The organism is Stenotrophomonas sp. (assembly GCF_032103445.1).
In the GTDB taxonomy this organism is placed as follows: Bacteria; Pseudomonadota; Gammaproteobacteria; order Xanthomonadales; family Xanthomonadaceae; genus Stenotrophomonas.
This window is the reverse complement of sequence record NZ_DAMDFR010000023.1, coordinates 1-22699: the sequence shown is the minus strand read 5'-3', so window position 1 is coordinate 22699 and position 22699 is coordinate 1. Positions and strand designations below refer to the sequence as shown.

The following is a 22699-nucleotide window of genomic DNA, read 5'->3' as shown; positions in this document are numbered from 1 at the left end:
GAAGTGCTGCAGGCGCGACGGTAAGAATACCGAGACCCAAAAGCGCAAGGCCCGGGAAATCCCGGGCCTTGTGTGTGTTGCCGCGTTGTTCCGTGCAGCCGGGCAAGCCCGGCTCTACGTGGCACCCACGAATCAGAACGACCAGGTAAACGTGATCGAACCGTTGCGCTCGTCGCCGTAAGCACCGTAGCCATTCACCTGCGACAGGTACTTCTTGTCCAGCAGGTTGTTCAGGTTGGCCTGCACGCTGAACTGCGGGGCGATGCGGTAACGCACGAAGGCATTCACCAGTGCGTAGCCGCCCTGTTCAATCTGGCCGTACGCCGGCACCGGGTAGTAGATGCGGTTCTGCCAGTTGGCACCACCACCAAAGGTCAGGTCGGTCATCGACTGCGGGGTGTAGCTGGTGAACAGCTTGATCGCGGTCTGCGGCAGGCGGGTGTTGATGTCGGTGCCGTTGATGTCCTTGGCGACATAACGCGATGCACCGAAGCTGGCGTTCCAGCCCGGGGTGAGTTCACCGTTCACTTCCACTTCGAAGCCGCGGCTGACCGTGCCACGAGCGCCGATGTAGGCGAACTCATTCAGGCTGCCATTGACCGGAATGTTGGTGGCCTGGCCGACGTTGTCCTGTTCGATGCGGAACACTGCAGCCGAGGCATTCAGGCGATCATCGAACCACGCGGCCTTGACGCCGACTTCGTAGCTCTTGCCATCCACCGGATCCAGGAAACCGCCCTGCTGGTTCTTCAGCATCTGCGGCTGGAAGATCTCGGTGTACGAACCGTAGGTGCTCCAGGTGTCATTGATCTCGTACACCAGGCCGGCATACGGGGTGGTCACCTTGTGCGAACGGTCCGCACCTTCGCCTTCGCTCTTCCAGTCGGTGTAGCGCGCGCCCAGGATCAGCTTCAGCGGCTCGGCCAGCGACAGGCGGGTGGCGGCGTAGGCGGCCTTCTGGGTGATGGTGCCTTCGCTGGCCAGGGCCAGCGGGTTCCAGTTCGGTTCGCTGATGTCGCCGGTCCAGTTCAGGTAGCTGGTGAACGGGTCCCAGGTCAGGCCCGGGCCACCGATCTGGTAGTCACCGTAGTTGGCGTACTCGCGCTTGTTGTAGCTCAGGCCGCCCATCACTTCGTGCTTCAGGCCGAACAGTTCAAACGCGCCGCTGAAGTAGCCGTCGACCGCGTTGACCTTGCGCTCGGTGTTGTAGAAGCCCGCAGACGGCGACACGCCGGCACCGGTTTCGCGGTCGAACAGCGACGCACCGGTGACCCAGTCGTTGTAGGACGGGTAGAACAGCTTGTCATCGGCCTTGGTTTCGTCATGGGTCGCGCCGATGCGGACCATCCAGTCCTCATTGAAGGCATGTTCCAACGTGGCGAACGCACGCTTGCTGGTGGTGTCCCAGTAGGTCCACTTGGCGGCCGAGTTGAACGATTCGTCGTAGCCGGTCGAGCTGCCGTCGGAGTACAGCATCGGGAAGCCACCCCAGGTGGCACCGTTGGCGCGCTTCTGCTGGTAGTCGTAGCCCACGCTCAGCTGGGTGTCCGGGGTCAGGTCGGCGTCGATCACCGCATAGCCCAGCGTCTTGTGCTGGTCGTAGCGGTCCATCTGCGATTCGGTGTCCAGGTAGCTGCCGATCACGCGCGCGCGCACCGAGCCGCTCTTGTTCAGCGGGGTGGTCACGTCGACGGTGCTGCGGGTACGGCCCCAGCTGCCCACGTTGACCGACACGCTGCCGGTCAGTTCGGCGCTGTCGGCGTGCTTGCGGATCAGGTTGACCGAGGCCGACGGATTGCCCGCGCCGGTCAGCAGGCCGGTGGAGCCACGCACGATCTCCACGCGGTCATAGATGGCCAGATCCAGGCCGGAATCGCCGTAGCTCCAGTTCTGCACCATCTGGGTGGGCAGGTTGTCGAACTGGTAGCTGTCGATGTAGAAGCCACGCGCGTAGAACTCGGTGCGCTCGGTGTCGGACTGGGTGCTGCTGACGCCGGTGGTGTTGCTCAGCACGTCCAGGATGTCGTCGAGGTTCTGGTCCTCGATGCGCTGGTGACTGATGATGCTGATCGACTGCGGAATTTCACGCGGGGCCAGATTGAAGCGGGTGCCGGCCGAGGTGCGGCGCACCGAGAAACCTTCCGCGCGTTCGCCCTTGACCACGATCTTGTCCAGGGTGGTGGCGTCGGTGCTGTCCTGGGCAAAGGCCGGGGCGGCAGCAAAGGTGGCCAGCGCAACCAGCAGCGCCTGCGGCAGGCGGTGGTGAGGCAGGCGGCGGGACAGCACAGCGGTGCGACGGGTCATCAGCGGTTCCTGGGCAGCGGGGCGCGCCAGGCAACTCTCCACGCTGAGCCAGGCGGTGCGCCAAATAGGTGGGGGCAGGTCGTGGCTGGGCCTTGATTCCAAAGCGCCGGGCTCGGTAACTGATCGCCGCCGCGCCTTCCTGGTGCGAACGGGATCACAGTATGTTAATGCGAATCATTGTCAGGCGCAATGCGACACCCAGTCGCGCTTCTGGCCCGGTCTTAACATTTGGAGGGCTAGGGTGACGGCACACCCCGGCGGGAGCACCGCGATGATTGCCAAGAACACGATCTGCCTCTGGTACGACGGCACCGCGCTGGACGCGGCCACCTTCTATGCGGCCACCTTCCCGGACAGCGCGGTGAATGCGGTTCACCGGGCCCCGTCGGACTACCCGGCCGGCAAGGCGGGGGATGTGCTGACCGTGGACTTCACCGTGCTGGGCATTCCCTGCATCGGCTTGAACGGGGGTCCGGCGTTCAAACACAGCGAGGCGTTTTCGTTCCAGGTCGCCACCGACGACCAGGCCGAAACCGACCGCTACTGGGACGCCATCGTCGGCAACGGCGGACAGGAAAGCGCCTGTGGCTGGTGCCGCGACCGGTGGGGGCTGTCCTGGCAGATCACCCCTCGGGTGCTGACCGAGGCGTTCACCGGCAGTGATCCGGCGGTGGCCAAGCGCGCTTTCGAGGCAATGATGACAATGACAAAGATTGATGTGGCCCAGATAGAGGCGGCCGTAAAAGGCCCGTAGAGCCACGCCCTGCGTGGCTTCGCGGTGTCCAGCAGGATCGCAGCCACGCAGGGCGTGGCTCTACGGGATATCCGGCCGCCCCATTCGGCTCTATCCTCCCGCGATGTCGACCTCGCGCCACGCCTCCCTCCTTCCCGTTCTGGCCGTCTTGGGCTCCGTCACCGCACTCGCGGTCGGCACCTCGTTCGCCAAACAACTGTTTCCCTTGATCGGTGCCCAAGGCACCAGCGCGCTGCGCGTGGGCTTCTCCGCGCTGGTGCTGTTGGCAGTGTTCCGTCCCTGGCGCTGGACCACCAGCCGTGCTGATGCCGGGACGATCCTGCGCTATGGGCTCACCCTGGGCACGATGAACCTGCTGTTCTACATGGCGCTGCGCACGATTCCCTTCGGAATCGCGGTGGCGATTGAATTCTGCGGGCCGCTGGCGGTGGCCATGTGGTCGTCGCGCCGACCGATCGATTTCCTCTGGGTGGGCTGCGCGGTGGCCGGGCTGCTGTTGCTGCTGCCGCTGGGTCACGGCGAGCCGCTGGATCCCACTGGGGTGATGTTCGCGCTGGGCGCGGCGGCGTGCTGGGCGCTGTACATCATCTTCGGCAAGCGTGCCGGGCACCTGCCGGCCGGTCACACCGTGTCGCTGGGCATGTGTGCGGCAGCGCTGGTGGTGGTATCGGTCGGGGTCGCGCATGCTGGCACCGCCCTGTTGGACCCGAAGATCCTGCTGTTCGGGCTGGGTGTGGCGGCGGTGTCCAGTGCGTTGCCGATGTGGCTGGAAATGATGGCGCTGCGGCGGCTGCCCAAGGAAACCTTCGGGATTCTGATCAGCATGGAACCGGCGGTGGCCGCGCTGCTGGCGATGGGGTTGCTGGCCGAGCATCTGACCGTGCTGCAGTGGGCAGCGATTGGCTGCACCGTGCTGGCATCGGTGGGCAGCACGTTGACCGCAAAGCCGGCGCAGATGCCGATCAATACCTGACCACCGCGTTGGTCTGCGGGCATCGCGATGACGCGCATGGCGCGTCACTACGGGATGCCGACGGTAGTGACACGCCATGCGTGTCAGCGCGATGCCAGATCCTGGCGTTGCCTAGCGCACCGCGTCCGCTGGCACATCGATCTCCATCGCCAGCGCCAAGTGATCCGAATACGCCGCCGGTACCGCTTCGGCGCTGCGCTGCTGCAGGTTGCTGCTCAGCAGGATGTGGTCAATCGCGCGATCCGGCCGCCAGCTGGGGAAGGTGGGCACGGCGCAGCCCGGGGGCTGCAGGGTGGTCTTCTGGTACAGCGCCTGCATTTCCGGGCGGTCAGCCAGGCAGTTGAAGTCGCCCATCAGCACGGCATTGGGATGGTCGCTCAACAACTCGGCAATGAACGCCAGCTGCGACATCCGCGAATTGGTGCCAAGTGACAGGTGCGCCACCGCCACCATCAGGCCTTCGTTGCCTTCGCCGAACTTGGCCAGCAGCACGCCGCGCCCGCCAATACGGCCGGGCAGGGCGTGGTCCTGCACTTCCACCGGCTCCAGCCGGCTCAGCAGGCCGTTGGCGCTGGAGGCCACCCCGCCCATGCGGCGGTTTGGCTGGTGGCTCCAATAATTGAAGCCGGCGCGCTCGGCCAGATAGTGGGTCTGGTTGGTGAAGCCCGAGCGCAGGCTGCCGGGGTCGGCCTCCTGCAGGCCGACGATGTCATGACCACGGGCCAGCTGGGCAATCGCATCCAGGCTGGACCGTTTGCGTCCCGCCGGCAGCGCATGTGACCAGCTGCGGGTCACGTAGTCGCTGTACCGGCGGGTACTGGAGCCGGCCTGGATGTTGGCCGTCAGCAGACGCAGGGTCCGGGTGTTGGGGGTTGTCACCACGGTTTCTCTTGTTGCGTTCGAACTCAGCCGCCCTTGGCAGCACGCTCGCGGGCGATCAGGTGGTCGGCGATGCGCAGCATGTCGTCAAAGCTCTTGCCCTTGACCAGGTACTTGCCATTGACGATGACCGACGGGGTGCCCGTGATCTCGCTGCGCTGCGCGAACTGTTTCGCCTTGCTGGTCTGGCCGTTGACCGAGAAGCCGTTCATTTCGGCCAGGAACTTCTTCGCATCGACGCCGTGCTTGGCGTAGAAGGCGGCGATGTCTTCGGGAGTGTCGCGGCCGCGTTCGCCCTTCAGTTCCTGGGTGACGTGGATCGCGGCGTACAGCGCGTCGTGGGTCTTGTCTTCAACGCCCAGGTTCTGAGCAGCGTAGAAGGCCTTGGCGTAGTTGTCCCAGGTACCCCCGAACATGGCCGGCACGTAGACGAAGTTGACGTCGCTCGGCAGGCCGGCCTTCCAGGCCGCGATCTTCGGCTGGAACGCATTGCAGGCCGGGCAGACGAAGCCGAAGATCTCGGCGACTTCAATCTTGCCGGTGGCCGGGGCGAACGGTGCGCCCGCCTTCAGCACCACGTAGTCGGTGCCTTCCACGGGCTCCGGGCCGACCGGCTTGGACGCGGCCGGTGCCGCTGCCGGCGCGGTGGTCTCGGCCTGTGCGCCCGCTTCGGCTGCTGCGGTTTCAGCCGCTGCGGTCTCGCCGCTGGCCGCGGTGGCTTCCGGGGTAGCTGCGGCCGGCGCTTCGGTGGTGGCCGGGGCTGCCGGGGTGGCGGTGTTCTCGGTGCCGTCCTTGGCCTGGCAGGCGGCCAGGATCGGCAGCAGGGCCATCAGGGCGAGGGCGAAACGGGTCTTCATGGAAGCATCTCCAGCAATTGAGCAGGGGAAGGCCGGTGCGTCATGCGCCGGCCAGGGGGAAATGATGACACGCGGTCAGCGCACCGCCGCGTGCAGGGGGTGTGACGGTTCAGCGAGCCTTGCCGGCGCGCTCGCGCGCGATCAGGGCGCTGGCAATGCGCAGCTGGTCATCGAAGGTGTCACCGGTGACCAGGTACTTGCCGTTGACGATCATCGACGGCGTGCCGGGAATCTGGGTGCGGCGGGCAAAGGCGCGCGCAGCGGCCAGCTTCTGTTCCACGGCATCGCTCTTCAGTGCCGCGATGTACTTCTCCGGCTCAACGCCATACGCCTGGTAGAACGTGGCCAGTTCGTCCGGCGCGATGTTCTGCATCGGCAGCGAGCCGTCCTCGTGCAGGGCTTTGAACATGGCTGCATGGCTGCGCTGGGCCACACCCACCTGTTCGGCGGCGTAGTAGGCACGGGCGAAGGAATCCCACGGCCCGCCGAACGCAGCCGGCACCGGGGTGAAGCGGACGTCCTTGGGCAGCTTCTTCGCCCAGGCTTCCAGCTTCGGTTCGAAATGCGCGCAGTGCGGGCAGGTATAGCCGAACACCTCCACCACTTCGATCCTGCCGCCGGCGGGGGCGAACGTGCCGGGCTGGGCCAGCACCTTGTAGTCGGTGCCTTCCACCAGCGGCGCGGCGGGGGCGGCCAGTGCGGCCAGCGGGGTGAGGGCCAGCAACAACAGCATCAGGCGCGGGATCAACGTCTTCAACATCCATCTCCATCGGAAAAAACAACGCCGGCCTGATGCCGGCGTGAAGGGGAACATACCCTGCCGAAGCGGCAGGCGCACCTGCCGTCGGTCGCGGGCGAACGGTTCAGGGCGCGCGGGCAGGCGCGCCAGCCACATCGTCGGCACGGTTGTGCAGCCCCTGCAGGTAGCTGCCCAGCGCCTGGATTTCCTGTTCGGTCAACGACTTGGCGATGCTGGCCATGATCTGGAAGTGGGCCTTGTCGGTTTCCTGGGTCACCCCGGCCTGGTACTCCTGCAGCCGGCGCGCCACATAGCTGGCGTGCTGGCCACCAATATGCGGGTAGGCTGGGCCAGGATTGCCGGCGCCGGTGGGGCCGTGGCACGCCATGCACGCCGGAATGCCACGCTGGGCATCGCCGCCGCGATAGAGCTGCTGGCCGATCTCGTAGAATTTCAGGCCCTTGTAGGGGCCTTCAGCGACCACGCCGTCGTCGGCCAGGCCGGCGCTGGCCTTCTGTGTGGCGAAGAAGGCACCAATGTCGCGCATGTCCTGCGGAGTGAGGTCCTGCACGAACGGCACCATCGCCGCCGCCGCACCGGAACTGCGCTGGCCGTTGGCGATCAGCGCGATCTGCTGGGCCACGTAGCGTTCGCTCTGGCCGGCAATGCTGGGGTACATCTCTACCGTGGAGTTGCCGTCGGCCGAATGGCAGGCTGCACAGGCGGCGGCCTTGGTCTGGCCGGCCTTGGGATCACCCCAGGTGGTCTTGCTGAAATCGACCTCGAGCGAGGCGGTTTTCACCGGCGCGTTGTCGGGCAACGGGGTGATCGACGTCTGGGCGACCGCCACGGCGGCCAACAGCGATACAGCAACAGCGGAAACGGCAAGAACGCGAGCATGGCGCATGCGGAAGCTCCGTGTGGACCGGCCTGGCAGGTGCAGGGTGCACCCGCGGGGATCGGCCGATTATCCATGCCGGTTTGCGCCGGGGTCAACGCGGCAGTGCGGCATAAACCGTCGGCAGCGGCGCTGCCGGCCCGGACATGCGATCCTATGCACATGTCATTGCTCCTAGAACGCGCCCATTACCTGCTTTCGGCCCACAACATCCGGCAATTGCCGGACGACGTCGGGGCCGAAGTGGCTTTTGCCGGTCGCTCCAACGCTGGCAAGTCCAGTGCCCTCAACGCCCTTACCCGCCAGAACAGCCTGGCCCGGGTCTCCAAGACCCCCGGCCGCACCCAGCAGCTGGTGTTCTTCGAGGTCACCCCGGAGGCCAAGCTGGTCGACCTGCCCGGTTACGGCTACGCCAAAGTCCCGCTGGACCTGCAGGCGCATTGGCAGGCCTTCATCGACCAGTACTTCCGCACCCGCGAGGCCCTGCGCGGACTGGTGGTGGTGATGGACATCCGTCACCCGCTGAAGGACTACGACCGGCAGATGCTGGGCTATGCCGTGCAGCGCGGCCTTCCGGCCCACGCGCTGCTGACCAAGGCCGACAAGCTCGGCCGTGGCCAGCAGGGCATTGCCCTGCAGAAGGTCCGCAAGGACCTGCAGTCCTCGTTCGGCGACACCGTGAGCGTGCAGACCTTCTCCGGCCCGGCCCGCCAGGGCGTGGACGAGGCACGCGGCATCATTGGTGGCTGGCTGGGCTTGAACAAGCCAGCACCGGAAACCGCGTAAGACGGGTTACCGCGCTGGCAACGGCGCGAATTCCCCCGGGACCCACGCGAAGGCGTCGCCTTCGTGTCGCACATGACCCAATCCCGGGAAGGGCAGGTGCGCACCCGCCACCCACCAGCCGTGGTCGGCGGCCTGCGCCATCATCGCGCGGCGGCTGGTGATGGCCGCTGTTCTGTCGCTATCGGCCTCATAGCTGGCCGTCGGCTGCGCGAACTGCACCGCGTGGAAGTGCACGATGTCGCCCCACACCAGCAACTGCTGGCTGCCGCCATCCAGCTGCCAGGACACATGCCCCGGGGTGTGGCCGTGGCTGTCGAGCGCGGTGACGCCCACGGGCAGCGATTGCCCGGGACTGAAGCGCCTGACCTTGCCAGCCACGTCGTACGGAGCCACTGCCTGGCGGGCCAGGGCGAAAGCGAAGCGCACGCCTTGCGGTGCTTTGGCCTCGCTGGCCGGGTTCAACCAGTAATCGGCGTCGGCCTGCGACAGCCACACCGTGGCGTTGGGGTAGGCCGCTTCGCCATTCGCATCCAGCAGGCCGCACAGATGGTCCGGGTGGGCGTGGGTCAGCAGCACATCGTCGACCTCAGCCGGGTCATAACCGGCGGCGCGGAGATTGCCCAGCACCTGGCCCAGGCCGGGACCGAAGCACTGCGCGGTGCCGGTATCGACCAGGGTCAGGTGCCGGCCGCGTTGCACCAGATAGGCATTGACTGCGGTCTGCAGGCCCTTGCCATCCTCGGGCACGTAGCGGTGATCCAGCAGGCGGGTCACCGCGCCGGGTTCAATGCCGACCAGTTCCTGTCGGCCCAGCGCCACGGTGCCATCGAACAGGGCCGTGACCTGCAGCGTGCCGATCTGCTGGTGGTACACGCCCGGTACCTGCTGCTCGACCACATGGCCGGTGGCGGCCTGCGCCGCGCCGGCCAACACCAACAACGCCGGGCTCAACCGGACAAGACCACTCAGAAAACGGGGCATGAAAGCCTCCTGGCAATGCGGCAGCGCCGCGACAGCGCCATGCTGCCCGGGTCGCTTCGCGCGATGCGCTCACAATGCCGCGCCAACCGCTCGCCGGCTTCAGCTGTTGCCAATCTCCGCCGGGTCCAGCCCGTATCGAGCGGCAAAGCGCCGGTTGAAACTGCCCAGCGAGCGATACCCCACGCGCGCGGCCACGGTCTTCAGCGGCAGGCGGGTGGCGTAAAGCAGTTGCATGGCATACGCCAGGCGCGCGTCGGCAATCAGCTCACGCACACTCAGCTGTTCGCTGGCCAGGCGTCGGCGCAGGGTGGCCCCGCTCATGCCAAGGTGGCTTTCAAAGTCATGCGACTGCCAGTCGCGCTCGGGCTGGGCAGCGATCAGATCGCGCAGGCGCTCGCCCAGGCTCGGTTCGGGCGGCAGCAACAGACTGCCGTGGCCACGGCGGCAGAACGCCACGATCAGGGTCGCCAGGGCCAGCCGTGCCTCGGTGTAGTGCCCGCGTTCCAGTGCCGCACGCCACTGCCGCAGGGTGTCGGCGTGTGCATCCAGCGCCAGTTGTGCCAACGGCAGGCCGGCAGCGGGCAGCGGTTCGTTCCAGAGCGTGCGCGCCGCACTCAGCGCTTCACTGCACAGCGGCACAATCGCGCTCAGGTACACGCCGCTGGCCGGATCGGGAATGTTGACCACATCAATGCGGCAGCGCTGGGTGATCAGAAACAGATCGCCGGGCACGAAGGTCAGCGACTGCTGCGCGGTGCTGACCTGTTTGCGCCCCTGCAGCAGAATCGCGAACTGCGGCTGCGGAATCTCCACCGATGACGCGCCGTGCTCGCGCCGGGCGGTGATGCAGGCATAGCCCTCGGCGCGCTGGCAGTCGGCCAGGGTGGCCATCTCGGCCAGCAGGTCAGGGTGGGGCAGGGTGGAGGTGAGTGCCATGCCCACAGTGTAGGCGGCCCGGTGCGGCCCGGTGCAGCGTCAAGGGGCATCCGGTGGAATGCAGCAACCCGCCACGGTGACACGATGCACGCGGGCACCACGATATAGTGCGCCCTTGCGATGCCGGGCCCCCAGCCCCACATCCCGTTCCCCCGCCCCGAATTCTGCGAGCCTGCCCTTGTCGAGCCCCAGCCACGTCGCCGAGACGCCGATCACCGACCGCAATGAACTGGTCGCCACGTTGGCCTCCGGCGAGAAGCCCAAGGCGCAATGGCGCATCGGCACCGAACACGAGAAGTTCGGCTTCCGTCTGGACGACCTGCGTCCGCCGACCTTTGACGGCGAGCGCGGCATCGAGGCGCTGCTCAACGGGCTGACCCGTTTCAACTGGCAGCCCGTGCAGGAAGGCGGCCGCACCATCGCGCTGGTCCGTGATGGCGCATCGGTGACGCTGGAACCGGCCGGCCAGCTGGAACTGTCGGGTGCGGCGCTGGAAAGCATCCACCAGACCTGCGTGGAAACCGGCACCCACCTCAACGAGGTGGCGCAGGTGGCCGCCGAGCTGCAACTGGGCTTCCTGGGCATGGGCTTCCAGCCGAAGTGGTCGCGTGCGGACATGCCGTGGATGCCGAAGGGCCGCTACCGGATCATGCGTGAGTACATGCCGAAGGTGGGCCAGCTGGGCTTGGACATGATGACCCGCACCTGCACGGTGCAGGTGAATCTGGATTACGCCACCGAAGCGGACATGGTGAAGAAGTTCCGCGTGTCGCTGGCGCTGCAGCCGATTGCCACGGCGCTGTTCGCCGATTCACCGTTCACCGAAGGCAAGCCGAACGGCTACCTCAGCTACCGTTCGCACATCTGGACCGATACCGACGCTGACCGCACCGGCATGCTCGACTTCGTGTTCGAGGACGGTTTCGGTTACGAGCGCTACGTGGACTACCTGCTCGACGTGCCGATGTACTTCTCCTACCGCGATGGCGTCTACCACGATGCCAGCGGCCAGAGCTTCCGCGACTTCATGCAGGGCAAGCTGCCGGTACTGCCGGGCGCACTGCCGACCCTGCGCGACTGGTCGGACCACATGACCACGGCGTTCCCGGAAGTGCGCCTGAAGAAGTACCTGGAAATGCGCGGTGCCGATGCCGGCCCGTGGAGCCGCCTGTGCGCGCTGCCGGCGTTCTGGGTGGGCCTGCTGTACGACGAGACTGCATTGGACGCGGCGTGGGATCTGGTCAAGGACTTCAGCCTGACCGAGCGCCACGCGCTGCGCGACGGCGTGCCGCGCCAGGCGATGAACCTGCCGTTCCGCAACGGCACCGTGCGCGACCTGGCCCGCGAGGCAGTGAAGATCGCAGTGGCCGGCCTGCAGCGCCGCGCCGCACGCAATGCTGACGGCCAGGACGAAAGCCATTTCCTGGACGTGCTGCAGGAAATCGTCGAGTCCGGCCTGACCCCGGCCGAGCGCAAGCTGGCGCTGTACCACGGCGAGTGGAATCAGAACGTGGACCCGGTGTTCTCGCAGTTCGCGTACTGATTTTGCGTTCTGCGCCAAGAGCAGCGCTTCAGTTGTTCAGTGCGGGGAGGCCATCGGGCAGCCCCGCTCCGAGACACGCCGCAAGTACATCCTTGTAGGCTACTCCACGGCATCCATGCCGTGGAGTGTCTCTCCGGGGGCTACCCGATGGCCTCCCCGATAGATCGCGCAATGCGGATTGAGATGCAAAAGCCGGCCAATGGCCGGCTTTTTGCTGTTCTTTGGCTACCGACCAACTTTCTCGGGGCGGCGGGTGCGGGGGTACGGGACCGTTGAAAACATGGATGTTTTCGACGAGCCCCCATGGATGGGTCCACGGCGTGTCCCGTACCCCCGTGCCCGCCGCCCCAAGCACGTAGATCAGCAGGCGAAGGCTTCTACGCCTTGCGCTTTACGCAGCCAACGTCGCCATATCGATCACGAAGCGATACCGCACGTCGTTCTTCGCCATGCGCGCCCAGGCTTCGTTGACGGTCTTGATGTCGATCACTTCCACGTCGCTGACGATGTTGTGTTCGGCACAGAAGTCCATCATTTCCTGGGTTTCGGCCATGCCGCCGATCGCCGAGCCGGTGACGTGCTTGCGGCCGAAGATCACGCTGGAGCCGTACAGCGGCGGATCCAGTTCGGTGATCACGCCGACCAGGCACATCGTGGCGTCACGCTTGAGCAGTGACATGTACGGGTTGGTGTCGTGGCTGACCGGAATGGTGTTGAGCAGGAAATCGAAGCTGCCGGCATGCGCCTTCATCTGCGCCGGGTCACGCGAGACCAGCACTTCATCTGCGCCCAGGCGCTTGGCGTCGGCACCCTTTTCCGGGGTGGTGGTGATCATCACCACGGTCGCGCCCATCGCCTTGGCGAACTTCACGCCCATGTGGCCGAGGCCACCCAGACCGATCACGCCGACCTTCTGGCCCGGACCAACTTTCCAGTGACGCAGCGGCGAATAGGTGGTGATGCCCGCACACAGCAGCGGCGCGGCCGCCTTCAGGTCCAGCGTTTCCGACACCTTCACCACGAAGCGCTGCTCCACCACCACGTGGTCGGAATAGCCGCCGTAGGTCAGCTGGTCGCTGCTGCGTTCCTTGCTGTTGTAGGTGTAGGTTGGGCCCTTTTCGCAGTACTGCTCCAGGTCGTGTTCGCAGGCGTCGCAATGACGGCACGAGTCGACCATGCAGCCGACGCCGGCGAAATCGCCGACCTTGAAGCGGGTGACATTGGCACCGACCTCGGTGACCCGGCCGATGATCTCGTGGCCCGGCACCATCGGGAACAGCGCGCCGCCCCAGTCGTCGCGGGCCTGGTGCAGGTCGGAGTGGCAGATGCCGCTGTAGAGGATCTGGATGCGCACGTCATCGGCACCGACGGCGCGGCGCTCGAAGGTGAACGGCACCAGCGGGGCCTGGTTGTCATGCACGGCATAGCCATGGGCAAGTGACATGGGGGTCTCCTGGGGTTTGTGGAAAGGCGCTTTACAATACCCCCGCGCCCGGGCCACCGGGAGTCCCGATATCGGCATGTGTCATCAAGGCAGACTGCACAATCATGGCCACTGACAACCTGACCCACCTGGCGGCCTTCGCGGCGGTGGCCCGCCACCGCAGCTTCCGCAAGGCCGGGGCCGAGCTGGCGCTGTCCACCTCGGCGGTGAGCTATGCGATCCGCGCGCTGGAAGAGCGCCTGGGCGTGGGGCTGTTCCACCGCACCACCCGCAGCGTGGCCCTGACCGAAGCCGGCCAGCGGCTGCTGGACCGGCTGCAGCCGGCCCTGCACCAGGTGAGCGATGCATTGGAGGAGATGAACCATTTCCGCGCCGCCCCTGCCGGACTGCTACGGATCAATGCGGCGCGCGCTGCCGTGCCGACCCAGCTGGGCCCGCGCCTGACCCGGTTCCTGCATGCCCACCCGGACGTGCGCCTTGAGCTGACCGAGAATGACGGTCTGGTCGACATCGTCTCCGAAGGCTTCGACGCCGGCGTGCGCCTGCATGAGTTCGTGCCCGAGGACATGGTGGCGGTGCCGCTGGGCCGGCCGCTGCGCGGGATGATCGTGGCGTCACCGGCCTATCTGGAACGCCATCCCGCCCCGCAGCACCCACGTGACCTCCTGCAGCATGAATGCATCCGCTTCCGCTTCGCCAGCGGGCACCTGTACAAGTGGCAGTTCGACCGGGACGGGCAGTCGCTGGAACTGGACGTGCAGGGCCGGCTCACGCTCAGCGAGCAGACCACCATCATCCGTGCGGTGCTGGATGGCTTTGGTCTGGCGTATGTGCTGGAGGACGCGGCCCGCCCGTACCTCGACGCCGGCCAGATGCAGGCCGTGCTGGAAGACTGGAGCGAGCCGTTCCCCGGTTTCGTGCTGTATTACCCGAGACAGCGGCAGATGTCTTCGGCGCTGCGTGCGTTCGTGGACAGTCTGCGCAGCACGGAACCTTGAGCGTTCATCGCGGTTGAAGCGTGGCGGTACCAAAGATCAGCTGCTGCGCCATCGGGCGGCCGATGAAGCGCTCCGGGAAGATCGGGTCAGGGGCGCTGGCGGCCTCCAGCCGCTGCAGCTGGTCAGAGCTCAGCGACACCGCGAGCGCGCCCAGATTGTCCTCAGCCTGCGCCAGCGTGCGCGCGCCGATGATCGGCGACACCACGCCAGGCTGTGCCAGTGTCCACGCCAATGCCACCTGAGCGCGCGAAGCCCCCAGCTCGTCAGCAACGCTGCCGACCACGTCCGCAATCGCCAGCGAACGCGTGTTGAGGTGACCAATGGAGGCGATCACGCCCTTGCGGTCACCCGAAACTTCCGCGCTGTTGTCGTCGGACAGATCGGCCGCGCTGTACTTGCCGGTAAGAATGCCGCCGCCCAGCGGTGACCACGGCAGCACGCCCAGTCCCAGCGCCTGCGCCATCGGCAGCAGTTCGTGTTCCACCGTGCGCTCGACCAGGCTGTACTCAATCTGCAGTGCCACCAGCGGCGACCAGCCGCGCAGGTCGGCCAGGGTCTGCATCTGCGCCACCCGCCACGCGGGGGTGTTGCAGATGCCCAGGTACAGCAGCTTGCCGGCGCGAACGAGATCGTCGAGAGCTCGCATCACTTCTTCAGGCTGGGTGGTGAAGTCCCAGGCATGCACGTACATCAGGTCGATGCGGTCGGTATCCAGCTGGCGCAGGCTGGTCTCCACCGAGCGCACCAGGTTGTAGCGGTGGTTGCCGCCGGAATTGATGTTGGCGGCGTCGCGGGCCATCGTGTACTTGGTCGCCAGTACCAGCTGGTCGCGTTTTGCCTTGGCGAAGCGGCCGAGAATCTGTTCGGCGGCCCCATTGGTGTAGTTCACCGAGGTGTCGATGAAATTGCCGCCTCGATCCACATAGGTATCGAAGATGCGGCGGGCCTCGCTCTCGTCGGCACCCCAGCCCCAGTCGGCACCGAAGGTCATGGTGCCCAGCGACAGCGGCGAAACGCGCAGGCCGGAGCGGCCGAGCAGGCGGTAGTGGTCCAGTGATATGGCGGTGTGCATGGTGCAGTTCCCATCGTCAGGTGATGGGGGTCATTCTCGGCAGCCATCCACACCAGACGGTAGAACGCCTCGCCGGCATGCTTGCACGATTGTCCAGGGGTGGTCGATGATGCGGCCATGACCGCGCTGCTCACCTTCCGCGATGCCATTGCCCGCCACGCGCCGGGTGATGGCACCTTCGCCACCGCGTTGCCGGGCGTGACCCTGATCCGCTGCGCCAGCCCGACGCTGCCGATGCCGGTGATCTACGAACCCACGGTGTGCTTCGTGGCGCAGGGCCGCAAGCGCGCGGCGTTGGGCGAGCGGGTGTTCCACTACGATCCGGCCAGCTACCTGGTGGCCACGGTGGGGTTGCCGGTGATGGGCGCGGTGGTGGAAGCCAGTGAAGCGGCCCCGTATCTGTGCATGCAGCTGGATCTGGATCCGGCACTGCTCGGTGAGCTGACGCTGCAGCATGCACGTCCGCTGTCGGCGGCGATGGATGACAGTGCCGGGCTGACGCTGGGTGCAATGACATCCCCGCTGCTTGAGGCAGTTGCTCGCTTGTTGAAACTGCTCGACACGCCACAGGACATCGCCCCGCTGGCACCGCTGGCGTTGCGGGAGCTGCTCTACCGCCTGATCAGCGGCGAGCACGGCGACGTGTTCCACCACATGGCGCGCACCGATACCCGCCAGGCGCAGATCGCCCGCGCCATCCTGTGGTTGCGCGCGAACTATCGCGATGCCAGTCGGATCGAAACCCTGGCCGAAGTGGCGGGCATGAGCCGTTCCAGCTTCCACGCACACTTCAAGGCGGTCACCGCCATGAGTCCACTGGATTTCCGTGGGCAGCTGCGCATGCAGGAAGCACGGCGGCTGATGGTGGGCGAGGGGCTGAACGCGGCGACGGCGGGGCACCGGGTGGGCTATGACAGTCCCTCGCAGTTCAGCCGGGAATACGCCCGCCTGTTTGGCCTGCCGCCCGCACGTGACGCGCAGCGGTTGCGTCAGCCGGATTGAGCGCTGCATGGCGGCGTGGTAGCGTGCGCCGGGGCACAACGCCCGTCTGACAGGGATGTCCATGAACCGCGTGTTTGTTCTGCTGATGATTCTCAGCCTGCTGGGCGGCGTGCTGCACGCGAAGCGCACCTTCTTCCCGAGCCGTGCGCAGCAGGCTGAAGCGCTGATGGCCAATCCGATTCCGGCAACGCCTGCGGCTCAGGTGACCGGCCCTGCCGTCGATGTTTACGGACGCACCGGTTGCGGCTTCACCCGCCGCATGCTGGCCGACCTGCAGGGCGCCGGTATTCCGGTGCGCTACTACGACATCGACGTGCCGGCGATTGAGGCGCAGTTCGACAGCCGGTTCCGCCACGCCGGGTTGCTGCGCAATGGCATGTACGAGTTGCCCGTGGTGGAAGTGGGCGGGCGCTCGTATGCACGCCCGTCGTCGGAATCGGTGGCCTACCGGTTCCGCAATCGCTGAGTGGCTACCGCAGGTCCGTGCCGCCCGCGCGGCGCACGTTGATTCGCCAGTCCCACCCCGCATCCGACAGCGGCGTGCGGCTCTCAATTTGCCCCCTATTGATCAGTGCACGCAATCGCGCTGCGAAGAAGTGGTCACTCAGACCGTTGCGCCGTTCGCAGCGTGACATGGCATTGCCGGCCACGTAGTTGGCTGGTGTCCACTGATACGGACAGCAGGTCAGCAGCAGCGCGTCGTGCAGGTCGATCGAGCGGTAGCGAAGGGTGCCGTCTGTATCCAGGTGGCGCACCGGCTCTGGATGGGCGGCGATGGCGATGAATTCCCGTGCCAGGTTCGCAACAGTGGCTGAGCTCAAGGGGCGGGCGGTCGGCGCGAAGCGCGCAAGCGCTTCAGGCGGATGCGTGGCCACTGACTCGAACCAATCGCCGAATGCGGGGACCGATACCTGCCAAAGCTTGACACGGGTCGCCTCCAGCATGTGGCAGGCCATTCGCAACAGGACATGATCCGAGGCGTTTCCACTGATCCACAGGATTGCCCTGCCCGGAACCTGGAAACGTGTCTTCAGCGCATCCCAGCGTGCGAACACGTCGTCGCCTGGCTCGAGATCATCGGGCTCGCCTGCGCCGGGTGGCGGTGGCAGGTACTGCGTACTCAGAAAGTCAGTGCGTCCGGCGGCGCTTCCCAGCGGCCCAACCGAAAGCCAATCGTTGAGAGCGAACACCTCGCCGGACAGCTGGCCGGTGACGATGGCATGCCTGAGACAGCCCGCTGCGCTGTCACCGTCGACGATATGAAGATCCTGCATGTGCCTGCCTCCGCCAGCGGTAAGCAGGATGTCTCCCCACCGCCGATGCTACATCCGTCGCTAGGTGCCGGCGATCTCGTCGTAGCCCCGGCCCAGGAACTGCAGCAGGCAGAAACCATGCCCGAACGGATCGGCCAGCAGGGCGATCCGGCCCCAGGCATGGGTCGCCGGTGCCTGTTCCACCCGCGCCCCGGCGGCCACGGCCCGGTCCAGCGCGGCGTCCAGATCGTCAACAACCCAGTCCAGATGCACCGGCGTCCAGTGCCGACGGTAGTCGCGGCGATCCCGCACCTGCGGCGTGGCGGACGTGCCAGACGCCTTCACCAGCAGGTAAATCGGCGCAGGGCCGCCCAGCAGTTCCACCCCGTCGGCACCAAACCGGCGGCCTGGGGTCAGCCCGAAGGCACGTGTGTAGAACGCCTCTGCCGAGGCCAGATTATCCACGTCGATGTTGACCAGAAAATCCATGCCATTCCCCGCTGTCAGATGACTTCAACGCCACTATTCAGCTGTCTGCCCATCACTACCGGGGGCAGGGTGCTGAGTCGCCCGCAGTGTGGCAGAGTAGCGGCAGACATTACCCACGACGCTTCAAGGAGAAGCAACATGAACAGGATTATTCTGTCGTTGGCCCTCTGCCTGCTTGCAGGCACTGCCATGGCCAGCAGTGTGGAGTTTGGCGGTCGGCTGGTGTCCAGCGGAGATACCGCAGGCAAGGTGAACCAGGTCGCCGGCAAGCCGGACCGGGTTGTCCAGCTGGAGAACCGGTTTGGTGCCAACACCGGCGAGCGCTGGGAGTACTACAAGTCCAGCAAGACCATTCTCATCACCTTCGAGGATGGCAAGGTGACCGACATCCGCGAAATGTTCAACTGATAACGGCGCGATGCGTTTTCTGCTTGCCAGGCTGAACTCGCCCGCCGCGAAGCGGTGGGCGGCACTGCTTGGATTCGGAGTGCTGCTGCTGTTCGTGCTGAACCCCGAATTGCTGTCCGGGATTCTGCTGGTCGACATGATCGGCATCGATGTGTTCGTGCTGCTGCTGGTCATCCAGTTTCGCCAGCATTGGGCAGCGTTTGACACCTGGGTGCTGCATCCGCTCTGCAGTCGAATACGGAGCCTGTTTACAGGTCGTTGAATGGCGGCATTGTAGAGCGGGGCTTGCCCCGCTGAACGCTGACCGCAGCGGGGCAAGCCCCGCTCTACATGAATGTGCCAACGATGCGGGTTGCATGTCAGGTTCTACGGCTGTGTATACTATCCCCCAGTATAGTTCCGGTCCGATCTGCCCATGCCGCATTCCCCCGAAGAAAAGAAGAAGGTGCTGGCCCGCGTGCGCCGCATCCGGGGCCAGTGCGATGCGCTGGACCGGGCGCTGGAAGCCGGGGCCGACTGCGGCCCGGTGCTGCAGCAGATCGCCGCCATCCGCGGTGCGGTCAACGGGCTGATGTCCGAAGTGATGGAAGCGCATCTGCGCGAGGAGTTCGGCCAGCCGGCGCAGTCCGATGCGCAGCGCGCTGAACGCGTGCGCGACATGAGCGCGCTGATTCGTTCCTACCTGAAGTAAGCGCGGCTCCGCCGCGCCGCTGTGTCCTCTTTTCCTGTTCTGGAGTGCTAGTGATGAAATCCCGTGCCGCTGTAGCGTTTGGTCCCGGTCAGCCGTTGAAGATCGTTGAGATCGATGTCGCCCCGCCAAAGAAGGGCGAAGTGCTGGTCAAGATCACCCACACCGGTGTCTGCCACACCGATGCCTTCACCCTGAGCGGCGATGACCCGGAAGGCCTGTTCCCGGCGGTGCTCGGTCATGAGGGTGCCGGCATCGTGGTCGAAGTGGGCGAGGGCGTCACCAGCGTGAAGCCGGGCGACCACGTCATTCCTCTGTACACCGCTGAATGCGGCGAGTGCCTGTTCTGTACCTCGGGCAAAACCAACCTGTGTGTCTCCGTGCGCGCCACCCAGGGCAAGGGCGTGATGCCCGACGGCACTACCCGCTTCAGCTACAACGGCGAGCCGATCTACCACTACATGGGCTGCTCCACCTTCAGTGAGTACACCGTGGTGGCCGAGGTGTCGCTGGCGAAGATCAACCCGGAAGCCAACCCGGAGCACGTGTGCCTGCTCGGCTGCGGTGTCACCACCGGCATCGGCGCGGTGCACAACACCGCCAAGGTCCAGGAAGGCGATACCGTGGCCGTATTCGGCCTGGGTGGCATCGGCCTGGCGGTGATCCAGGGCGCGCGCCAGGCCAAGGCCGGCCGCATCATCGCCGTGGACACCAACCCGACCAAGTTCGATCTGGCCCAGCAGTTCGGTGCCACCGACTGCGTGAACCCGAAGGATCACGACAAGCCGATCCAGCAGGTCATCGTGGAAATGACCGGCTGGGGCGTGGATCACAGCTTCGAGTGCATCGGCAACACCCAGGTGATGCGTGCGGCGCTGGAATGCGCGCACCGGGGTTGGGGACAGTCGGTGATCATCGGCGTGGCCGGTGCCGGGCAGGAAATCTCCACCCGTCCGTTCCAGCTGGTCACCGGCCGCAAGTGGATGGGCACCGCGTTTGGCGGGGTCAAGGGCCGCAGCCAGCTGCCGGGCATGGTCGAAGATGCAATGAAGGGCACCATCGAGCTGGCTCCGTTCGTCACCCACACCATGGATCTGGAGCAGATCAACGACGCCTTCGACCTGATGCATGAAGGCAAGTCGATCCGTTCGGTGGTGCACTACTGACATGGAACGCATCGAACATCGCGCCGCCTTCGGCGGCTGGCAGGACGTGTACCGGCACCGTTCGCAGGTGCTGGGCTGCGACATGAACGTGGCGGTGTATCTGCCGCCGCAGGCCGCCACCCGGAAGCTGCCGGTGCTGTACTGGCTGAGCGGGCTGACCTGCACCGAGCAGAACTTCATCACCAAGGCCGGTGCGCAGCGCTACGCCGCCGAGCACGGTGTGATCATCGTGGCCCCGGACACCAGCCCGCGTGGTGACGACGTGGCCGATGCCGAGGGCTACGACCTGGGCAAGGGTGCGGGGTTCTATCTCAATGCCACGCAGGAACCGTGGGCGACGCACTACCGCATGTACGACTACATCGTGCAGGAGCTGCCGGCGTTGATCGAAGCGCACCTGCCGGCTACCGATGCACGCAGCATCAGCGGGCATTCGATGGGGGGCCATGGTGCGCTGGTGATCGCGCTGCGCAACCCCGGGCGCTATCGCAGCGTGTCCGCGTTCTCGCCGATCGTGGCCCCCGCGCGCGTGCCCTGGGGGCAGAAGGCGTTTGCTGCCTACCTGGGTGAGGATCGCGCCGGCTGGACGCAGTGGGACGCCAGTGAGCTGGTGGCCGTCGCTGAAGAAAAGCTGCCACTGCTGGTGGACCAGGGAGGTGGCGATGAATTCCTCGACAGCCAGCTGCAGCCGCAGTGGCTGCAGGCCGCGTGTACGGCAGCGGGGCATCCGCTGCAGCTGCGTTTGCAGCCGGGGTATGACCACAGCTACTACTTCATCAGCAGTTTCATTGGCGAGCACATCGCGTATCACGCCGAGGCGCTGAAGGCGTAACCCAGCTGTATTGGTGCCGCCTCTCCAACTACACGGAGAGGCGAGCATGGGTAGCGTCGGTCGACAGACGACGGCCGATGACATCGCAACGCTCTTTAACGCATGACCTGCGGATGGAACCGCACGCTTCTGCGTTGGTGGTCATGCGTTAACGTGCAGATCATTGATATCGGCCGTCGTCTGTCGACCGACGCTACCAAAGCAGCACGCAGGCACACGTGGCCCAATGCCTCAGTCGTCCATCGCCTCGGCCGCCTCCCGACCCTGCTGCCGGATCAGCGCTTCCTCGCGCGCATCGTTGATGGCGTGGCGCACGCTGTCCAGGTCCACGTCAGATTCGTCGTGCACGAAGGAGCCGGTCAGCACGCTGTCCGGCCGCAGCTCGCCGGCTTCGAACAGCGCCCACATCTCTTCGCCGTACCACGTATCAAACAGCTCCGGTGCCGACCGCCCCAGATACGCGGTGAGGTTGTTCACGTCGCGCAGCAGCATGGTGCGCGCGTTGTTGTTGCCGCCGGCGCTGACCACCTGCGGGAAGTCGATCACCACCGGGCCGTCCGGCCCGACCAGCACGTTGTACGGTGAAAGGTCGCCGTGAATCAGGCCACAGCACAGCATCAGCACCACCTGGCGCACCAGCACCTGATGGAAGGCGCGCGCCTGCTCGGCGCTCAGCTCCACCTCGCCCAACCGCGCCGCCGAGTAACCCTCAGCGTCGGTGACCAGCTCCATCACCAGCACGCCGTGGTAATAGCCAAAGGGTTCAGGCACACGCACACCGGCATCGCGCAGCTGGTACAGCGCATCCACCTCGGTGTTCTTCCAGGCGGTCTCCTGCTGCTTGCGACCGTACTTGCTGGACTTGGCCAGGGCACGGGCCTCACGGCTACCGCGCACCTTGCGGCCTTCCTGGTACTGCACGCGCTGCTGGAAACTGCGCTGGGCCATGTCCTTGTAGACCTTGGCGCAGCGCACGTCATCGCCGCTGCGCACCACGTACACGGCTGCTTCCTTGCCGCTCTTGAGCGGGCGCAGCACCTCATCGATGACGCCGTCGTCAATCAGCGCCTGCAGGCTTTCAGGGGTTCTCATGGGCCCATTTTCGCACAGACCCCGTGACCCGTAGAGCCACGCCCTGCGTGGCTTCGCGGAGCCCGAGGTGGTAGCGACGCGCCATGCGCGTCAACGCGGTGCCGGGTCGCCTGCTCCCCTTAACACCGGGTAGGGGTTGAGGGCCTCCCCCTTCCACCACTGCTTTTCCGGCCCCAGCCGGTGAATCTCAAAATGCAGGTGCGGCGCATCCGGGCTGGCATTCCCGGTACTGCCCACATACCCGATCACATCCCCCCGCTTGATCACCTGCTTCTCCGCCAGCCCATCCGCATACCGGTCCAAGTGCGCGTAGTAGTAGCAATACACCCCATCTGGCTCGAATTGGTACACCGTCAACCCACCGCGCTCACTTGTGAACAGCTTCTCGATGGTGCCATCCGCCACCGCCAGCACCGGCGTGCCAGTAGGGGCCATGATGTCGATCGCATCATGTACCCGCCCCTCGCTGCGGGCATCGGTAAAGGTGTCCTGCAGCTGGTCGGGCAGGACCCCCTGCACAGGCACCAGCAGCCCAGGCGGAACCTCCCCGGTAGCGCCGGCCGTTGGCCGGCCCTCCGCGCTGCCGGCCGCAACCGGCGGCACCG

25 protein-coding genes are annotated in these 22699 nt (G+C 65.9%); 12 read left to right on the top strand and 13 right to left on the bottom strand.

What is annotated here, in order from left to right; translation table 11 throughout:
- Window positions 1-132: 132 nt before the first annotated feature.
- A complete protein-coding gene (gene fhuE / locus RT551_RS10495) occupies window positions 133-2304 on the bottom strand; it encodes a ferric-rhodotorulic acid/ferric-coprogen receptor FhuE (RefSeq protein ID WP_313458317.1) in 2172 nt (723 codons plus the stop codon).
- Between the two features lie 271 nt (window positions 2305-2575).
- On the opposite strand from fhuE, the gene RT551_RS10490 reads away from it, so the two are divergent.
- Together RT551_RS10490 and RT551_RS10485 are read left to right on the top strand one after the other, a co-directional pair.
- On the top strand, window positions 2576-3058 hold the full coding sequence (locus RT551_RS10490) for a VOC family protein (RefSeq protein WP_313458315.1): 483 nt from the start codon (window positions 2576-2578) through the stop codon (window positions 3056-3058).
- A 103-nt stretch (window positions 3059-3161) separates the two neighbouring features.
- On the top strand, window positions 3162-4031 hold the full coding sequence (locus RT551_RS10485) for an EamA family transporter (RefSeq protein WP_313458314.1): 870 nt from the start codon (window positions 3162-3164) through the stop codon (window positions 4029-4031).
- Between the two features lie 111 nt (window positions 4032-4142).
- Here the strand turns inward: RT551_RS10485 and RT551_RS10480 are convergent, their stop codons facing one another.
- From RT551_RS10480 to RT551_RS10465, 4 genes are all read right to left on the bottom strand, one after another.
- Window positions 4143-4910 (bottom strand): endonuclease/exonuclease/phosphatase family protein, encoded by a 768-nt coding sequence (locus RT551_RS10480; protein WP_313458312.1) that lies wholly within the window; start codon window positions 4908-4910, stop codon window positions 4143-4145.
- A gap of 26 nt (window positions 4911-4936) precedes the next feature.
- Window positions 4937-5767, bottom strand: coding sequence for a thiol:disulfide interchange protein DsbA/DsbL (locus RT551_RS10475; protein WP_313458310.1), 831 nt, complete (start codon window positions 5765-5767; stop codon window positions 4937-4939).
- Between the two features lie 109 nt (window positions 5768-5876).
- Window positions 5877-6527: a thiol:disulfide interchange protein DsbA/DsbL gene (locus tag RT551_RS10470; RefSeq protein WP_313458308.1), complete on the bottom strand. Its 651-nt coding sequence runs from the start codon at window positions 6525-6527 to the stop codon at window positions 5877-5879.
- Between the two features lie 103 nt (window positions 6528-6630).
- Window positions 6631-7413 carry a c-type cytochrome gene (locus tag RT551_RS10465; protein WP_313458305.1) on the bottom strand — a complete coding sequence of 261 codons (783 nt, stop codon included), beginning with the start codon at window positions 7411-7413 and terminating at the stop codon, window positions 6631-6633.
- Between the two features lie 153 nt (window positions 7414-7566).
- On the opposite strand from RT551_RS10465, the gene yihA reads away from it, so the two are divergent.
- Window positions 7567-8190 carry a ribosome biogenesis GTP-binding protein YihA/YsxC gene (yihA, locus tag RT551_RS10460; RefSeq protein ID WP_313458302.1) on the top strand — a complete coding sequence of 208 codons (624 nt, stop codon included), beginning with the start codon at window positions 7567-7569 and terminating at the stop codon, window positions 8188-8190.
- A gap of 6 nt (window positions 8191-8196) precedes the next feature.
- Here yihA and RT551_RS10455 read toward each other — a convergent pair whose 3' ends face one another.
- Together RT551_RS10455 and RT551_RS10450 are read right to left on the bottom strand one after the other, a co-directional pair.
- A complete protein-coding gene (locus RT551_RS10455; RefSeq protein WP_313458300.1) occupies window positions 8197-9171 on the bottom strand; it encodes an MBL fold metallo-hydrolase in 975 nt (324 codons plus the stop codon).
- Window positions 9172-9270: 99 nt separating this feature from the next.
- Window positions 9271-10107, bottom strand: coding sequence for a helix-turn-helix transcriptional regulator (locus RT551_RS10450; RefSeq protein WP_313458299.1), 837 nt, complete (start codon window positions 10105-10107; stop codon window positions 9271-9273).
- Window positions 10108-10285: 178 nt separating this feature from the next.
- On the opposite strand from RT551_RS10450, the gene RT551_RS10445 reads away from it, so the two are divergent.
- A complete protein-coding gene (locus RT551_RS10445; protein ID WP_313458298.1) occupies window positions 10286-11650 on the top strand; it encodes a glutamate--cysteine ligase in 1365 nt (454 codons plus the stop codon).
- A 391-nt stretch (window positions 11651-12041) separates the two neighbouring features.
- On the opposite strand, the gene RT551_RS10440 is transcribed toward RT551_RS10445, so the two are convergent.
- Window positions 12042-13094 carry an NAD(P)-dependent alcohol dehydrogenase gene (locus RT551_RS10440; RefSeq protein WP_313458297.1) on the bottom strand — a complete coding sequence of 351 codons (1053 nt, stop codon included), beginning with the start codon at window positions 13092-13094 and terminating at the stop codon, window positions 12042-12044.
- Between the two features lie 104 nt (window positions 13095-13198).
- On the opposite strand from RT551_RS10440, the gene RT551_RS10435 reads away from it, so the two are divergent.
- Window positions 13199-14092 carry a LysR family transcriptional regulator gene (locus tag RT551_RS10435; RefSeq protein WP_313458294.1) on the top strand — a complete coding sequence of 298 codons (894 nt, stop codon included), beginning with the start codon at window positions 13199-13201 and terminating at the stop codon, window positions 14090-14092.
- Window positions 14093-14096: 4 nt separating this feature from the next.
- On the opposite strand, the gene RT551_RS10430 is transcribed toward RT551_RS10435, so the two are convergent.
- Entirely contained in the window at window positions 14097-15164 is a 1068-nt protein-coding gene (locus tag RT551_RS10430) for an aldo/keto reductase (protein WP_313458291.1), read from the bottom strand.
- Between the two features lie 117 nt (window positions 15165-15281).
- Between RT551_RS10430 and RT551_RS10425 the strand changes: the two genes are divergently transcribed.
- Together RT551_RS10425 and RT551_RS10420 are read left to right on the top strand one after the other, a co-directional pair.
- Window positions 15282-16166: an AraC family transcriptional regulator gene (locus RT551_RS10425; RefSeq protein ID WP_313458288.1), complete on the top strand. Its 885-nt coding sequence runs from the start codon at window positions 15282-15284 to the stop codon at window positions 16164-16166.
- A 61-nt stretch (window positions 16167-16227) separates the two neighbouring features.
- Entirely contained in the window at window positions 16228-16632 is a 405-nt protein-coding gene (locus tag RT551_RS10420) for a hypothetical protein (RefSeq protein ID WP_313458286.1), read from the top strand.
- Between the two features lie 4 nt (window positions 16633-16636).
- Here RT551_RS10420 and RT551_RS10415 read toward each other — a convergent pair whose 3' ends face one another.
- Window positions 16637-17440: a DUF3658 domain-containing protein gene (locus RT551_RS10415; RefSeq protein WP_313458284.1), complete on the bottom strand. Its 804-nt coding sequence runs from the start codon at window positions 17438-17440 to the stop codon at window positions 16637-16639.
- Between the two features lie 60 nt (window positions 17441-17500).
- Window positions 17501-17908: a VOC family protein gene (locus RT551_RS10410; protein ID WP_313458282.1), complete on the bottom strand. Its 408-nt coding sequence runs from the start codon at window positions 17906-17908 to the stop codon at window positions 17501-17503.
- Between the two features lie 138 nt (window positions 17909-18046).
- On the opposite strand from RT551_RS10410, the gene RT551_RS10405 reads away from it, so the two are divergent.
- The 5 genes from RT551_RS10405 (at window position 18047) to fghA (ending at window position 21002) form a co-directional block, all read left to right on the top strand.
- Entirely contained in the window at window positions 18047-18316 is a 270-nt protein-coding gene (locus RT551_RS10405) for a DUF2845 domain-containing protein (RefSeq protein ID WP_313458280.1), read from the top strand.
- Between the two features lie 10 nt (window positions 18317-18326).
- On the top strand, window positions 18327-18578 hold the full coding sequence (locus RT551_RS10400) for a hypothetical protein (RefSeq protein WP_313458277.1): 252 nt from the start codon (window positions 18327-18329) through the stop codon (window positions 18576-18578).
- Between the two features lie 153 nt (window positions 18579-18731).
- On the top strand, window positions 18732-19007 hold the full coding sequence (locus RT551_RS10395) for a metal/formaldehyde-sensitive transcriptional repressor (RefSeq protein ID WP_282296305.1): 276 nt from the start codon (window positions 18732-18734) through the stop codon (window positions 19005-19007).
- Window positions 19008-19060: 53 nt separating this feature from the next.
- Window positions 19061-20170 (top strand): S-(hydroxymethyl)glutathione dehydrogenase/class III alcohol dehydrogenase, encoded by a 1110-nt coding sequence (locus RT551_RS10390; protein WP_282296304.1) that lies wholly within the window; start codon window positions 19061-19063, stop codon window positions 20168-20170.
- A gap of 1 nt (window position 20171) precedes the next feature.
- Complete coding sequence (gene fghA / locus RT551_RS10385) at window positions 20172-21002, top strand: S-formylglutathione hydrolase (protein ID WP_313458274.1); 831 nt, start codon at window positions 20172-20174, stop codon at window positions 21000-21002.
- A 231-nt stretch (window positions 21003-21233) separates the two neighbouring features.
- Here the strand turns inward: fghA and RT551_RS10380 are convergent, their stop codons facing one another.
- A complete protein-coding gene (locus RT551_RS10380; RefSeq protein WP_313458272.1) occupies window positions 21234-22094 on the bottom strand; it encodes a PA4780 family RIO1-like protein kinase in 861 nt (286 codons plus the stop codon).
- A gap of 90 nt (window positions 22095-22184) precedes the next feature.
- A partial coding sequence (locus RT551_RS10375) for a M23 family metallopeptidase (protein ID WP_313458269.1) occupies window positions 22185-22699 on the bottom strand: 515 nt, incomplete at its 5' end.